The sequence below is a fragment of the Micromonospora sp. NPDC023966 genome, assembly GCF_040639095.1.
GTDB lineage: Bacteria > Actinomycetota > Actinomycetes > Mycobacteriales > Micromonosporaceae > Micromonospora.
Map to the genome: position 1 here is coordinate 41,830 of NZ_JBEZZJ010000027.1, position 14,810 is coordinate 56,639.

14 protein-coding genes and 1 tRNA gene are annotated in these 14,810 nt (G+C 71.7%); 6 read left to right on the forward strand and 9 right to left on the reverse strand.

All coding sequences use genetic code 11. The features are described 5' to 3' along the window. Positions 1-75: 75 nt before the first annotated feature. The 4 genes from AB0F68_RS26450 (at position 76) to AB0F68_RS26465 (ending at position 2,573) form a co-directional block, all read left to right on the forward strand. Positions 76-882 (forward strand): class I SAM-dependent methyltransferase, encoded by an 807-nt coding sequence (locus AB0F68_RS26450; protein ID WP_357342996.1) that lies wholly within the window; start codon positions 76-78, stop codon positions 880-882. A 40-nt stretch (positions 883-922) separates the two neighbouring features. Beyond that, a complete protein-coding gene (locus tag AB0F68_RS26455) occupies positions 923-1,144 on the forward strand; it encodes a DUF2945 domain-containing protein (protein WP_357342998.1) in 222 nt (73 codons plus the stop codon). After that, positions 1,131-1,562, forward strand: a complete 432-nt coding sequence (locus tag AB0F68_RS26460; protein WP_357343000.1) for a DUF3140 domain-containing protein — start codon at positions 1,131-1,133, stop codon at positions 1,560-1,562. The genes AB0F68_RS26455 and AB0F68_RS26460 overlap by 14 nt, the downstream gene beginning before the upstream one ends. Positions 1,563-1,649: 87 nt before the next feature. After that, a complete protein-coding gene (locus tag AB0F68_RS26465; RefSeq protein WP_357343002.1) occupies positions 1,650-2,573 on the forward strand; it encodes an aldo/keto reductase in 924 nt (307 codons plus the stop codon). A gap of 71 nt (positions 2,574-2,644) precedes the next feature. Here the strand turns inward: AB0F68_RS26465 and polA are convergent, their stop codons facing one another. From polA to AB0F68_RS26505, 8 genes are all read right to left on the reverse strand, one after another. After that, positions 2,645-5,344: a DNA polymerase I gene (gene polA, locus AB0F68_RS26470; protein ID WP_357343004.1), complete on the reverse strand. Its 2,700-nt coding sequence runs from the start codon at positions 5,342-5,344 to the stop codon at positions 2,645-2,647. A 107-nt stretch (positions 5,345-5,451) separates the two neighbouring features. Then, positions 5,452-6,162, reverse strand: coding sequence for an ABC transporter ATP-binding protein (locus tag AB0F68_RS26475; protein ID WP_357343006.1), 711 nt, complete (start codon positions 6,160-6,162; stop codon positions 5,452-5,454). Next, positions 6,152-7,072: an ABC transporter ATP-binding protein gene (locus tag AB0F68_RS26480; RefSeq protein WP_357343008.1), complete on the reverse strand. Its 921-nt coding sequence runs from the start codon at positions 7,070-7,072 to the stop codon at positions 6,152-6,154. The genes AB0F68_RS26475 and AB0F68_RS26480 overlap by 11 nt, the downstream gene beginning before the upstream one ends. Next, entirely contained in the window at positions 7,065-8,219 is a 1,155-nt protein-coding gene (locus tag AB0F68_RS26485; RefSeq protein ID WP_357343011.1) for a branched-chain amino acid ABC transporter permease, read from the reverse strand. The genes AB0F68_RS26480 and AB0F68_RS26485 overlap by 8 nt, the downstream gene beginning before the upstream one ends. After that, positions 8,216-9,166, reverse strand: a complete 951-nt coding sequence (locus tag AB0F68_RS26490) for a branched-chain amino acid ABC transporter permease (RefSeq protein WP_357343013.1) — start codon at positions 9,164-9,166, stop codon at positions 8,216-8,218. The genes AB0F68_RS26485 and AB0F68_RS26490 overlap by 4 nt, the downstream gene beginning before the upstream one ends. A gap of 93 nt (positions 9,167-9,259) precedes the next feature. Beyond that, positions 9,260-10,423 (reverse strand): branched-chain amino acid ABC transporter substrate-binding protein, encoded by a 1,164-nt coding sequence (locus AB0F68_RS26495; protein ID WP_357343015.1) that lies wholly within the window; start codon positions 10,421-10,423, stop codon positions 9,260-9,262. Positions 10,424-10,683: 260 nt separating this feature from the next. Further along, on the reverse strand, positions 10,684-11,847 hold the full coding sequence (locus AB0F68_RS26500; RefSeq protein WP_357343017.1) for a hypothetical protein: 1,164 nt from the start codon (positions 11,845-11,847) through the stop codon (positions 10,684-10,686). 158 nt (positions 11,848-12,005) lie between these two features. Further along, positions 12,006-12,626, reverse strand: coding sequence for a response regulator (locus tag AB0F68_RS26505; RefSeq protein ID WP_357343019.1), 621 nt, complete (start codon positions 12,624-12,626; stop codon positions 12,006-12,008). A 104-nt stretch (positions 12,627-12,730) separates the two neighbouring features. On the opposite strand from AB0F68_RS26505, the gene AB0F68_RS26510 reads away from it, so the two are divergent. Both AB0F68_RS26510 and AB0F68_RS26515 read left to right on the forward strand, forming a co-directional pair. Then, positions 12,731-12,804: transfer RNA gene (locus tag AB0F68_RS26510), tRNA-Leu, on the forward strand. A 17-nt stretch (positions 12,805-12,821) separates the two neighbouring features. Further along, positions 12,822-13,589 carry a helix-turn-helix domain-containing protein gene (locus tag AB0F68_RS26515; protein ID WP_357343021.1) on the forward strand — a complete coding sequence of 256 codons (768 nt, stop codon included), beginning with the start codon at positions 12,822-12,824 and terminating at the stop codon, positions 13,587-13,589. A 5-nt stretch (positions 13,590-13,594) separates the two neighbouring features. Here AB0F68_RS26515 and AB0F68_RS26520 read toward each other — a convergent pair whose 3' ends face one another. Then, positions 13,595-14,770: an aminotransferase class I/II-fold pyridoxal phosphate-dependent enzyme gene (locus AB0F68_RS26520; protein ID WP_357343023.1), complete on the reverse strand. Its 1,176-nt coding sequence runs from the start codon at positions 14,768-14,770 to the stop codon at positions 13,595-13,597. Positions 14,771-14,810: the final 40 nt, after the last annotated feature.

Sequence of the window (14,810 nt, forward strand, 5' to 3'; positions counted from 1 at the left end):
TCCGTCACAACTGCCCCACCCGCCACACGGCCGCCCGGCCGCCGTGGGCGGCACCCGGGGGCCTAGCGTGAGCGGGTGGACGACGACAGGGTGACCCGGCGCCGGGTGGGCGCGGCCGAGGTCCGCCGGGCCAACCGGGGCTGGTGGGACACGGACGCCGACGCCTACCAGGCCGAGCACGGCGCGTTCCTGGGCGAGGTGGACTTCGTCTGGTGCCCGGAGGGGCTGCGCGAGGCCGACGCCCGGCTGCTCGGCGAGGTGGCCGGCCACCGGATCCTGGAACTCGGCTGCGGCGCGGCCGCCGCCGCCCGCTGGCTCGCCACTCGGCACGCCGGGCCGGTCGCCCTGGACCTCTCCGCCGGCATGCTGCGGCACGCCGCCGAGGCCGCCGGCCGGACCGGGGTACGCGTACCGCTCGTGCAGGCCGACGCGCTCGCCCTGCCGTTCGCCGACGCGGCCTTCGACACGGTCTGCACGGCGTTCGGCGCGATCCCGTTCGTCGACGACTCGGCGGCGGCGATGCGGGAGGTGGCCCGGGTGCTGCGCCCGGGCGGCCGCTGGGTCTTCGCGGTCACCCACCCGATGCGCTGGATCTTCCTGGACGATCCGGGCGAGGGCGGGCTGACCGCCGTCCACTCGTACTTCGACCGCTCCCCCTACGTCGAGCAGGACGAGCACGGCGTGGCCACGTACGTCGAGCAGCACCGCACCCTCGGCGACCGGATCCGGGAGCTGGTCGGCGCCGGATTCCGCCTGCTGGACCTGGTGGAGCCGGAGTGGCCGGCGGGGCACGAGGGGATCTGGGGGCAGTGGAGCCCGCTGCGCGGCCGGCTCTTCCCCGGCACCGCCATCTTCGTCGCGGAGAAGCCGGCTGCCGGCTGAGCCGCCGTTTCCACCCGCCGGCCCCGGGTAACCGGACGCCATGGCCGAGAACGAGGAGTTCCGCCGGGGCGACCACGTCTCCTGGGCCAGCCACAGCGGCCGGGCGTACGGGATCGTCAAGGAGAAGCTCACCGAGCGCACGCACGTCCGCGGGCACGCCGTGAACGCCTCGCCGGAGGAACCGCAGTACCGGATCCGCAACGACGACTCGGGCCGGGACGTCGCCCACCGACCGGAGGTGCTGCGCCATGAGCCCGAGTGATGACCCGCAGCAGACCTACCGGGAGTTCACCGACGCGGTGAACATGAAGCCCACCGAGCTGCAGAAGTGGCTGGAGACCGACGAGTCCAAGCACGTGGGCTGGCGGAAGAAGGGCACCGCGGGCGGCGAGTCGGTGGGCCACGAGTCCGGCCGGAGGATCATCGACCTGCTGCGCCGCAAGCGCGACCAGCTCACCGACGCCGACTACAAACACATGCGCAAGGTCGTCGGGTACGTCCGGCGGCACATGGCCCAGCGACCGAGCGGCGACGTACGCCGGACCCGGTGGCGCTACTCGCTGATGAACTGGGGCCACGACCCGGTCAAGGGCCCGCTCCCGCCGCCGGGCGGCCCGTCCCGCAAGGCCCTGCAGCGGCACGGCGCCCCGCCGAAGGAGCGCCGGGGACCAGGCCGCTGATTCGCCTGTCACCGTCGCCGGAGGCGGCCTCTGGTCTGGCGGAGGTTCCGTCCGCCCCGTCGGGGCCCGACTTGGATCGAGTGGACCATGGCCGGTGAAGCCACCTCTGGCCTGCCGACCATCACCATCGGCGGTGACCTGCTGGTCGGCCGTATCGGCTTCGGGGCGATGCAACTCACCGGCAGGCAGGTCTGGGGCCCCTATCCCGACCACGAGGGTGGCGTGGCCCTGCTCCGCGCCGTCGTGGCCGAGGGCGTGACCTTCATCGACACCGCCGACGTCTACGGACCGCACAGCAACGAGTTGCTCATCCGCGAGGCGCTGTACCCCTACCGGCCGTGCCTGGCGGTCGCGAGCAAGGGCGGCTTCGTCCGTGGCGGGTACGACCTGTCGACCCTCGGCTGGGTGGGCAACCCCAAGTACCTCCGGCAGTCGGCGATGCTGAGCCTGCAGCGCCTTGGCCTGGATCGGTTCGACCTGTACTACCTGCACAGCGGCTACGCCACCGACGCCCCGTTCGAGGACCAGGTCGGCGAGCTGAAGAAGCTGCAGGACGAGGGATACATCCGGCACATCGGGCTGTCCAACGTGACCCCGGACCAGTTCGAGGCGGCGCGATCGGTCGCGGACATCGCCGCGGTGACCGCCCAGTACAACGTCGGTAACCGGGCCGGTGCCCCGCTCCTCGTCGCCGCGGAGAAGGCCGGGGCGGTGTTTTCACCCTGGCATCCGGTCAGCCTACGTGACGGCGGGGACAACGCCGACCAGGTCGCCGCGGCCATCGCGCCGCTGGCCGCCAGGTACGAGGCGACGCCCCAGCAGATCGCGCTGGCCTGGCTGCTGCACCGCTCCCCGGCGATGCTGCCCATCCCGGGCACGACGAGCCTCGCCCACCTACGGGAGAACCTCGCCGCCGCGAGCATCCGCCTGAACGACACGGAGGTTGCCGAGCTGACCGCGCTCGTCCAGGAGGGCGGCGGCCCGACCGCCGGAGAGTCACTTCTGGGCTGAGCGGTCACAGCACAGGGGCGGTTGCCGAATGCCGAGGTCTGCGACGCTCGGTATCGCCGACGGACCGGCGGTCAGTGGTCGGCGCTGTTCCAGTCGCGGCCCTCGCCCACGGAGACCTCCAGCGGCACGGACAGCGGGTACGCCTCCCCCATCTCCTTGCGCACCAGCGCCTCCAGAATCTCGCGCTCGCCCGGGGCGACCTCGAAGACCAGCTCGTCGTGCACCTGGAGCAGCATGCGGGAGCGCAGCCCGGCGTCGCGCAGCGCGGTGTCGACGCGCAGCATGGCGACCTTGATGATGTCGGCCGCGGAGCCCTGGATCGGGGCGTTGAGCGCCATCCGCTCGGCCATCTCCCGGCGCTGCCGGTTGTCGCTGACGAGGTCGGGCAGGTAGCGGCGGCGGCCCAGGATGGTGGAGGTGTAGCCGTCCTGCCGGGCCCGGGCCACCACCTCCTGGAGGTAGTCGCGCACCCCGCCGAAGCCGCCGAAGTAGTTCTCCATCAGCCCGCGGGCCTCCTCGGCGGTGATGCCGAGCTGCTGGGACAGGCCGAACGCGCTCAGCCCGTAGGCCAGGCCGTAGTTCATCGCCTTGATCTTGCGGCGCTGGTCGGCGGTGACCTGGTCGACCTCGACGGTGAAGACCGACGAGGCGGTGGCGGCGTGAAAGTCGCGCCCGGAGTTGAACGCCTCGATCAGCGCGTCGTCGGAGGAGAGGTGCGCCATGATCCGCATCTCGATCTGGCTGTAGTCGGCGGTGAGCAGGCACTCGTAGCCCTCGCCGACCACGAAGGCGCGCCGGATCCGCCGCCCCTCCTCGGTGCGGATCGGGATGTTCTGCAGGTTGGGCTCGGTCGAGGAGAGCCGGCCGGTGGCCGCCACCGTCTGGTTGAACGTGGTGTGGATCCGGCCGTCGTCGGAGACCGACTTGAGCAGCCCGTCGACGGTCATCTTGAGCTTCGCGACGTCGCGGTGGCGCAGCAGGTGCGCCAGCACCGGGTGCGGGTTCTGCGCGTAGAGCCACTGCAGGGCGTCGGCGTCGGTGGTGTAGCCGGTCTTGATCTTCTTGGTCTTGGGCAGGCCCAGCTCACCGAAGAGGATCTCCTGGAGCTGCTTGGGCGAGCCCAGGTTGAACTCCCGCCCGACCGCCGCGTAGGCGCCCTGGGCGGCGGCCTTCACCTCGGCGGCGAAGTGCGCCTCCAGCTCCGAGAGGTAGTGGGTGTCGGCCGCGATGCCGGTGCGCTCCATGGTGGCCAGCACCCGCATCAGCGGCAGCTCGACGCCGGCCATCAGCCGGGCGGACTGCTCGCCGTCGCGGGACAGCTCGGCGTCGATCGCGTCGGCCAGGTCGAGGGTGGCGCGGGCCTGGAGCATCAGGTTCTGCTCGGCTGCGTCGTCGTCGCCGAGCCCGTCGAGGGTGAGCTGGCCGCTCTCCGGCGCGTCGACCCGCAGCTCCCGGTGCAGGTAGCGCAGGGCCAGGTCGGTGAGGTCGTAGGAGCGCTGGTCGGGGCGGGCCAGGTAGGCGGCGATCTGGGTGTCGCGGGAGATGCACTGCAGGTCCCAGCCGTGCGCGGCGAAGGCGAGCACCGCCGGCTTGCTGTCGTGCAGCACCTTGGGCCGGGCCTCGTCGGCGAGCCAGCCGGCGAGCGCGGCCTCGTCGGCCTCCACCAGCCGGGCCGGGTCGAACCAGGCGGCCGCGCCGTCGGCGGTGGCCAGCGCCATGCCGGTCACCGCGGCGGTGTGCCGCCGGTTGGGGCCGGTGTCGAGCTTGGCCGCCAGGCCGACCGGGGTGCCGGCCGGGGCGTGCGTGGCCAGCCAGCCGGCGAGCGCGCCGGGCTCGGTGAGCACCTGCCCGGCCATGTCGAAGCCGGCCTCGGCCTCCGGCTCGACGGCCTCCAGGTACTGGTAGAGCCGGTCGCGCAGGATGCGGAACTGGAGGGTGTCGAAGACCTGGTGCACGGCCTCCCGGTCCCAGCCCTGCCAGCGGGCGTCCTCGGGGCGCACCGGCAGCTCCAGGTCGGTGACCAGGCAGTTGATCTCGTAGTTGCGGATCACGTCGGCGAGCCGCTCGCGCAGGCTGTCGCCGGCCTTGCCCTTGATCTCGTCGGCCCGGGCCACCACGCCCTCGACCCCGTCGTACAGGTTGATCCACTTGGCGGCGGTCTTCGGGCCGACGCCGGGGACGCCGGGCAGGTTGTCGCTGGTCTCGCCGACCAGAGCGGCCAGGTCGCGGTAGCGGTCCGGGGTGACGCCGTACTTCGCCTCGACCGCGGCCGGATCCATCCGGGCCAGGTCGGAGACGCCCTTGCGCGGGTAGAGCACGGTGACCCGGTCGCCGACGAGCTGGAAGGCGTCCCGGTCGCCGGTGGTGATCAGCACGTCCATGCCCTGGTCGCGGGCCTGGCAGGCGAGGGTGGCGATGACATCGTCGGCCTCGTAGCCCTCCTTCTCGACCACCGGGATGCGCAGCGCCGCGAGGACCTCCTTGACGAGGCTGACCTGGCCCTTGAAGTCGGTCGGGGTCTCGCTGCGGCCGGCCTTGTACTCCGCGTACTTCTCGGTGCGGAAGGAGCGGCGGGAGACGTCGAAGGCGACCACGATGTGGCTGGGCTGCTCGTCGCGGAGCACGTTGATCAGCATCGAGGTGAAGCCGTAGACGGCGTTGGTCGGCTGCCCCGTGGTGGTGGAGAAGTTCTCCACCGGCAGGGCGAAGAATGCCCGGTATGCCAGGGAGTGTCCGTCGACGAGGAGCAGGCGCGGCGTCGTAGCTGTCACGGCAGCGACTCTAGTCCGTACCGCCGACAACCCGACGGACGGCGGCACCGCGAAAAGCGGCGGCCGGCCGCCCCGGGTGGGGACGGCCGGCCGCCGACGCGTACGGCTCAGGCGACGCCGAGGTACGCCTCCTTGACCGCCGGGTCGTGCAGCAGGTCCCGGCCGGTGCCCTCCTTGACGATCCGGCCGGTCTCCAGCACGTAGCCCCGGTGGGCCCGGGAGAGCGCCTGCTGGGCGTTCTGCTCCACCAGCAGGATGGTGGTGCCCTGCTCGTTGATCCGGGTGATGATCTCGAAGATCTGCTGGATCAGCATCGGCGCGAGCCCCATCGAGGGCTCGTCGAGCAGCAGCAGCCGCGGGCGGGCCATCAGCGCCCGGCCCACCGCCAGCATCTGCTGCTCACCGCCGGAGAGCGTGCCGCCGGGCTGCTTGCGCCGCTCGGCCAGCCGCGGGAAGAGGTCCATGACCATCTTCATGTCCTCGGCGATGCCCGACCGGTCCCTGCGGGTGTACGCGCCCATCTCCAGGTTCTCGATGACGCTCATGCCGGGGAAGACGCCCCGGCCCTCGGGCGCCTGCCCGATGCCCCGGACCACCCGCAGGTCGGCCCGCATCCGGGTGACGTCGGTGCCGTCGAAGACGATCGAGCCCGACGCCACCGGACGCAGCCCGGAGATGGCCCGCATGGTGGTGGTCTTGCCGGCGCCGTTCGCGCCGATCAGGGCCACCACCTCACCCTCGTTGACCGTCAGGCTGATCCCGTGCAGCGCCTGGATCCGCCCGTACAGCAGGGTCAGGTCGTTGATCTCAAGCAGCATCGGTCGGCACCCCCAGGTACGCGGCGATCACCTTCGGGTCCTCCCGGACCTCCGCCGGCAGGCCCTCGGCGATCTTCTTGCCGAACTCCAGCACCACGATCCGGTCGGTCACGCCCATGACGAGTCGCATGTCGTGCTCGATGAGCAGGATCGTCGTGCCATTGTCGCGGATCTTCCGGATCAGGCCGAGCAGTTCCTCCTTCTCCGCCGGGGTGAAGCCGGCGGCCGGCTCGTCCAGGCAGAGCAGGGTCGGATCGGTGGCCAGGGCCCGGGCGATCTCCAGCCGGCGCTGCTCGCCGTACGAGAGGTTGCGGGCCAGGTCCCCGGCGCGGCGCTCGATGCCGACGAAGCGCAGCAGCTCGTGCGCCTTCTCGCGGCCCTCCCGCTCCTCCCGCCAGTGCCGCGGCAGCCGCAGCATCGCGGCGATCACGCTGGTCTTGTGGTGGGCGTCCGCGCCCACCATCACGTTCTCCAGCGCGGTCATCTCCGGGAAGAGCCGGATGTTCTGGAACGTCCGGGCGATGCCCGCCTTGGTGATCCAGCTCCGGCGCTTGCCGTTGACCCGCTGCCCGGCGAACCGGATCTCACCCTCGGTGGGCCGGTAGACGCCGGTCATCGCGTTGAAGCAGGTCGTCTTGCCGGCGCCGTTCGGGCCGATCAGGCCGAGGATCTCACCCTTGTACAGGGTGAAGGCGACGTCGTCGAGGGCGACCACACCGCCGAAGCGGAGGGTGACGTGGTCGACCTCCAGCAGCGGCTCCCGCCCGGCCGCGGGGGTCTCGCCCGGCGTGGGCTCGACCGGCGTGTCCGCGCCCTTCTCCGGCGGGGTGCCGACCGTGCTGCGACCGTCGTCGGCGATGTCCCGCTCGCTGGTCTCGTCCCGCTCGCTGTGCATCTGCGGCTCACTCATTGGGCACCGTCTCCTGGGGAACCGCTTCCTTGCGCCGGTCGGCGAACTCCGCCGCCCGCCGCCGGTTGGGCACCAGACCCTGCGGCCGGAAGATCATCATGACGATGACCACCAGGCCGAAGACCAGGATCCGGTACTCGGCGGCGTCGAACTCCACCCCGATGAGGTCGCCGACGCCACGCAGCCACTCCGGCAGGTACCAGGTGACCGCGCCGCCGACGATGGCGCCCTTGATGTTGCCGGCGCCGCCGAGGATCACCGCGGCCAGCACCAGGATGGAACTCTCCAGCACGAACTGGTCGGAGTTGATGAACGTCTGCTTTCCGGCGAAGACCGCGCCGGTCAGACCGGCCACCGCCGCGCCGATGGCGAACGCCCACAGCTTGTACTTGAACGTCGGCACGCCCATGATCTCGGCGGCGTCCTCGTCCTCACGGATCGCCACCCAGGCCCGGCCGACCCGGCTGTTGGCCAGGTTCCGGATCAGCAGCAGCACGATCAGGATCAGCGTCAGCATCAGCCAGTAGTACGGCCGGGCGTCGACCACCCCGAACAGGGGCTTGCCGTCGGTGCCGGTGCCCGGCGGGTGCGGGATCGCCGGGATGCCCCGCTGGCCCTGGAGGACGCCCTCGTTGCGGGCCGCGTACAGGCGGATCATCTCGGCGAAGCCGAGGGTCACGATGGCCAGGTAGTCGCCGCGCAGGCGCAGCGTCGGGCCGCCGAGGATCACGCCGGAGACCATCGCCACCATCACCGCCAGCGGCACCGCCGCCAGCCATGGCCAGTTCGTGCCGAACCGGCTCTCCGGCGAGGTCAGGAGTGCGACCGTGTACGCGCCGAGCGCGTAGAAGCCGAAGTAGCCCAGGTCGAGCAGGCCGGCGAAGCCGACCACCACGTTGAGCCCGACGGCCAGCAGGACGAACACCGCGGTGTCGAAGAGCACCCCGGCGAAGTCCGAGCGGGTGGTGTAGAAGGCGAAGTAATCGCTGCCGATGGGGAAGCCGAGGTACTCGTAGAACCACTTGTTGGGCAGGATGTAGAGCAGCACGATCAGCGCGGCGATCGCCGCCCAGCGCACCTGCTTGGGCATCGCGGCCCAGCGGCTCTTGAAGCCCCCGGCCCTCTTCTTGTCCACGGTGGCGGTCATGCGCGCGCCCTCCCGAGAGATTCGCCGAGCAGACCGGTCGGCCGGAACATCAGCAGCACGATCAGCAGCACGAAGCCGGTGAAGTCCTTCCAGTCGCCGCCGAAGAGGCCGGACGCGTAGTTCTCCGCCACGCCGAGCAGCAGGCCGCCCAGCAGCGCGCCGCGCAGGTTGCCGATGCCGCCGAGCACCGCGGCCGCGAAGGCCTTCAGCCCGATCAGGAAGCCGACGTTGAACTTGGTGTAGCCGAACCGGACGTCCCACAGCAGGGCGCCCACGCCGGCCATCAGGCCGCCGAGCACGAAGACCAGCAGGATGACCCGGTTCTTGTTGACACCCATCAGCGCGGCGGTGTCCGCGTCCTGCGCGACCGCCCGGATGCCGCGGCCCAGGCGGCTACGGTTCACGAACTGGTCCAGCCCGATCATCATGATCAGCGTGACGCCGAGGATGAGCAGCTGGACGTTGGTCACCCCGGCACCGAAGAGGGTGAAGACCGTCTTCTGCGGGATCAGGTCCGGCATGCCGAACGGGGCGCGGTTGGTGCTGATGCCGAACGACTCGGAGAGCACGAACGACGCGCCGATCGCGGTGATGAGGAAGGCCAGCGGCGGCGCGTTGCGGCGGCGCAGCGGTCGGTAGGCGACCAGCTCGACCGTGACCGCGGTGAGCGCCGAGGCAGCCATCGCGACCACGAGACCGGCGACGACCGCCAGGATCAGCGGGCCGAGGGCCGGGGCGGCCGAGTTCTGGTCGTAGCCGAGGGCCTGCCAGGTCCACAGGGCGGTGAAGGTACCGACCATGAAGACCTCGGAGTGAGCAAAGTTGATCAGGCGCAGAACACCGTACACCAGGGTGTAGCCGAGGGCGATGAGCGCGTAGATCGCGCCCTGCTCCAAGCCGGTGATGGTCAGCGCCGGGAAATTCCCGAAGAGCTCATCGAAGTTCAAGTGGGGGCTCCAACTGTGCGGCCAAGCGGTGCGGCCGGGAGGAAATCTCCCGGCCGCACGCCTGGTGTCCCGTGCCGGGACCGGACGAACCGGTCAGGACTTGGGGATCTCGATGTCGGGGACGACCTTGCCCGCGTTCACCTTGAACGCCCAGACCTTCACCTGGGCCGGGTCCAGCTCGCCGTTGGACTCGAACTTGTAGGTGACGCCGGTGGCGCCGCCGGTGCCGTTGTAGGAGTTCACGAAGCTGAGCAGGTCGGCGCGGGAGGACTTACCGGCCTTGATGCCCTCGAGGAAGATCTTCGTGATGTCGTACGACACGTCGGCGTAGGTGCCCGGCTCGGCGTTGTCGAAGGCCGCCTTGTAGTCGGTCACGAAGGTGCCCTTGGCCGCGGTGGCCGGGGCGCACGGGCAGGTGAGGATGGTGCCCTCGGCGACCTGCTCGCCGGCGACCTTGATGAAGTTGGCGTCGTTGACACCGTCACCGGCGACCATCGTGCCCTTCCAGCCCGCGCCCTTGAGCTGCTTGAGCAGCAGGCCGGCCTCGGTGTAGTAGCCACCGAAGAAGAGGACGTTCGCACCGCTGCTCTGGATCTTGGTGACGACGGCGGAGAAGTTGGTCTGCTTGACCTGGATCTTGTCCTCGCCCGCGACCGCGCCGATGACCTTCTTCACCTCGTCCACCAGGCCGGCGCCGTACGCCGACTGGTCGTCCACCACGTAGACCTTGTCGGCCTTCAGGACGTTCTTGATGTACCGGCCGGCGGCCGGGCCCTGGGAGGTGTCGTTACCGACGCCCCGGTGGAAGATCTTCCAGTTCTTGGTGCTCAGGCTCGGGCGGGTCGCCGACGGGGTGATGGCCGGCAGGCCGGCCTCGTCGAAGATCGGGTTGCCGACCTCGGACTCACCCGAGAAGGCCGGGCCGATGATGCCGACGACCTTGGCGTCGCCGACCGCCTGCTGCGCCAGGGCCGGCGCCTTGGCCGGGTCACCCTGCGAGTCGTACTCGGACAGCTGGACCTTGCAGTCCGCGTTGTCCTTGTTGTACTGGTCGATGGCCAGCTTGGTGCCGTTACGCATGTGGATACCGAGACCCGCGGCGTCACCGGTCAGCGGGCCGAAGAAGCCGATCTTCAGGTCACAGGCGGCCTTGCTGCCACCCGCATCACTACCACTGTCAGCCTTGCAGGCCGCGCCACTGAAAACGAGCGCGCCGATGGCCACGCCACCCAGCACCCGTGCGAGCTTCTGCCTCACGGCTCGTACCCTCCTCCGTCCGATGGCCCGGAAACCACCCACCGCGAATTGGACCTTGCAGGGGTTGGCCGGACCGACCGCGATCCCGGTCTGGGCCGGGACGTTATCCCAACAGCGGGCTGCGAAGGTAGACCTGAGCAGCGGGGTTCACCTAACCGTTACGTTGAGTGGCCGGATTCACAGAAGTGCTGTAACAGACGGGACGGGCGGGAGAGAAAATCGGACATCCGACACCGACCCGAAAAGCCCTGGTGAGAGCCTCAGACGGGCCGCCACGGCCCCCGCGCCGACCACACCTCGGCCCGCGCGCCGTCATCCACCAGCAGTAGCGCCGCCTCACCCGCCGCAGCCACCGCCACCGTCCGGTCACTCGCCCCCGGCACCCCCACCGGCAGCGCCACCGGCGACCACCGCACGCCGTCCGCCGAGAACCACCCCGCGCCCGCCGCCGACCCCGCCACCACCGCCCACACACCGTCACCGCGCGCGGCCAGCCCCCACACCCGGCCCGGCCGGTCCGTGCCCGCGCCGCCCAGGCCCCCGCCCGGCCGCCAGGCGTCGCCCTCCCCCAGCCAGGCCCCCAGGCCGTCGCCGCGCCGGCCCACCGCCACCGTCCGGTCCCCCACCCGAACCACCCGCTGCAGGTCCTCGGCCGCGCCGCCACCCGGCAGCACCGCGCGCCGCCAGGCCGACCCGTCCGCCGAGGTCCACACCACGGCCGCCGATCCGGTACGCCCCGACGACAGCACCGAGCCCACCATGAGCCATCCCGACGCCGTCGCCGTGCCGTCCGCCGCCCAGGGCCGGCCCGACGCGTCCGTGGCCAGCCCCGGCACCCCGCTCACCAACCGGAAGTCCGCCCCGTCCGGCGACACCCAGGCCGCCGCGCCGGTGGCCCGGTTCCCGGAGACCAGCCAGCCGCGCGGCCCGCCCGCGATCCGGCCCGTGTTCACCGCGTCCGCGCCGCCGAACACCTCGAACTCGGCCGGCACCTCGACCAGCGAGCCGTCCGCCACCTGCCGCCACGTGCTGATCCGCGGATTGCCGTGCACCCCGCCGCTCTTGCCGCCCACAGCGGCCAGCCGGCCGTCCCGGCAACCCGCCGCGGTCAACACGTTCTCCACCCCGTACGGGCTGCGCGGCACCGGCCGCAGCGGCGTCCAGGTGGCCGCGTCGCCGCTCGACCAGGCCGCCGGGCGCGTCATCCCGGCGGCGTCCACCACCGCGCCCACCACGAACCAGCGCCCGGCGCAGGCGGCGGCGTCGCGCAGCGCCAGCCGGCCGGACAGGCCGGACGGCATGGGCAGGGTGACCGGCTGCCACGACGGCCGGATCGCCTCGGGGGCCGGCTCGGCGCGACCGGTCGAGTGGCAGGCGGCGAGCAGCACGACGGCCACGCCGAGTACCGCCACGGGACGCCGCATGGCGGCGATCGTATCGACCGGGCCCGACACCGGGAACCCGGCGAGCCGCCTACCCCGCGATGTCCCGGGGCCCGCCCCGGGCGACGTTCCGCTCCGGCGCGTCCGTCGGGTCAGGGGACGCGCCCAGGGCTGCCCGACCGGACGGCGCCGGGCGGGGATCAGGAGGCGGGCTGTGCCACCTCGCCGCCGGCGGTCTCGGCCAGGATCCGCTCGGCGACCTCCTTCATGGTCATCCGGTGGTCCATGGCGGTGCGCTGGATCCACTTGAACGCCTGCGGCTCGGTCATCCCGTAGGTCGTCATGAGCGCGCCCTTGGCCCGCTCGACGGTCTTGCGGATCTCCAGCCGGTCGGTGAGGCCGGCGACCTCCGCCTCCAGCGCCGCGATCTCGGAGTAGCGGGACAGCGCGATCTCCACCGCCGGCACCAGGTCGCTCTTCTGGAACGGCTTGACCAGGTAGGCCATCGCGCCGGCCGCGCGGGCCCGCTCCACCAGGTCACGCTGGCTGAACGCGGTCAGGATGATCACCGGGGCGATCCGCGCGCCGGCGATCCGCTCGGCCGCGGCCAGCCCGTCCATGATCGGCATTTTGATGTCGAGGATGACCAGGTCCGGCTTGAGCTCCTCAGCGAGCTTGACGGCGGCCTCGCCGTCACCGGCCTCGCCGACCACCTCGTAGCCCTCTTCCACCAGCATCTCGGCCAGGTCCAGCCGGATGAGCGCCTCGTCCTCGGCAATCAGAACGCGCTTGCGCTCGGCATCCGTCTGCATGTCGGCCACGAGCCACTCCCACCAGTTCGAACCCGACACCCGCCCTGCCGGGTGTCGCCGCCCCTAGCGTAGTGGGTAACCTATGCGGCGACGCGAGAGCGTCGGGCGAGCCTGTCCCCGTATTCCAATCGGCAGAGAAGCGGAGCTCAAACCTCCGACAGTGTGGGTTCGAGTCCCACCGGGGACACCGAAAGTGTCGTACGGGTGTTCGAGAATGACCCTGTGCACTCACCCGAAATACGCGCCCGCGCACGGCAGCTCTATCTTGCCGGGGCGACCGTCGCCGAGGCTGCCCGCGCCGTCGGGGTCTCCTATCCCACCGTCAGAGAGTGGTGCAAGGTCCGACCCGAGGCGAAACGGCAGGGCACGGCGCTGCGCTGTTTCCGCTGCCGCCCGGACGTCGACCATCCGACAGATCCCGTGGCGTATGCCTACCTGCTCGGCCTGTATCTGGGCGACGGACATCTCGTGACCACCAAGCGCGTGCCGGTGCTGCGAGTCTCCTGCAGCAACAGCTGGCCGGGCCTGATCGACGCGTGCGACGCCGCCATGCGGCGAGTCATGGCGGAAAAGGTGCAGCGCGTTCAGCAGCAGGGCTGCGTCAGTGTCCAGAGCTACGGCAAGCACTGGCCCTGCTTGTTTCCGCAACACGGTCCGGGCATGAAGCACCAGCGGCGGATCGTCCTGGCCGGCTGGCAGCGGCAGATCGTCGAGGCGCATCAAGGCGATTTTGTGCGCGGCCTCTTCCACTCCGACGGGTGCCGGTTCGCCAACCGGGTGGTCGTGCGCGGAAAGGAGTATGTCTACCCCCGCTACATGTTCACCAACGAGTCGGCCGACATCATGGGCCTCTGCCAGTGGGGTCTCGACCTGCTCGGCATCGCCTGGCGGATGAACCGCCGCAACTCGCTGTCCGTGGCGCGGCGGGACGCCGTGGCGGCCCTGGACCGCCACGTCGGCCCGAAGTCCTGACTTCCTCAGAGCGCCGCGAGCGCCTGCGCCAGGTCGGCGCGCAGGTCCTCCGGGTCCTCGAGCCCGACCGACAGGCGCAGCAGCCCGCCGCACGGCTTGGCGTCGCCCTCGACGGGCCGGTGGGTGAGCGAGGCGGGGTGCTGGATCAGTGTGTCGACGCCGCCGAGCGACACGGCGTGGGTGATGAGCCGGCAGGCGCCGGCGACGGCGGCCGCGGCGGGGGCGCCGCCGCGTACCTCGAAGGCGAGCAGGCTGCCGGGGCCGGACATCTGCCGGCCGACGAGCGCGGCCGGGTCGCCGACGCTGGGGTGGTGCACCCGGGTGACGGCGGGGTGGTCGGAGAGCCAGGCGGCGAGCTTCTCGGCGCCGGCCTGCTGGGCGCGGACCCGCAGCGGCAGGGTCTGCAGGCCGCGGTGCAGGAGGTAGGCGCCGAGCGGGTGCAGGACGGCGCCGGTGACGGCGCGGACCTGGCGCAGCCGGGCGGCCCAGTCGGGGGCGCAGGCGACGACGCCGGCGAGCACGTCGCCGTGGCCGCCGATGCTCTTGGTGGCGCTGTGCAGCACGAGGGCGGCGCCGTGCCGGGCGGGTTGCTGGAGCACCGGGGTGGCGACGGTGTTGTCGACGAGCAGCGGGACGTCGCCGGCGGCGGTGGCGAGGGCGGCGATGTCGACGAGGTCGAGGGTGGGGTTGGCCGGGGTCTCGACGACGACCAGGGCGGTGTCGGGCCGGATCGCGGCGGCGACCTCGTCGGACCGGGCCCAGGTGACCTCGGTGCCGAGCAGGCCGGTGGCGAGCACGTGGTCGGTGCCGCCGTAGAGGGGGCGGACGGCGACGACGTGCCGCTTCCCGTCGCGGGTGGCGGCGAGCAGGGTGGCGGTGAGGGCGGCCATGCCACTGGCGAAGGCGACGGCTTCGGCGGTGCCTTCGAGCTGGGCGAGGGCGGTCTCGAAGCGGGCCACGGTGGGGTTCCAGAGCCGCTGGTAGACGGCGCTGCCGCCGGCGGGGAGGGTGCCGCCGGTGGCGAGGGTCTCGTACGCGTCGCCGCCGTCGGCCACGGAGGGCAGCGGGTTGGTGGTGGAGAAGTCGATGGGCGGCACGTGGACGCCGAGGCCCGCGAGGTCCTCGCGCCCGGCGTGTACGGCTGCGGTGTCCACGGCGGTCATGGCGGAAGCGTCGAACATGAGGCTGCCGTTCGGCAATAGAAGCGAAGAACATTCTGCG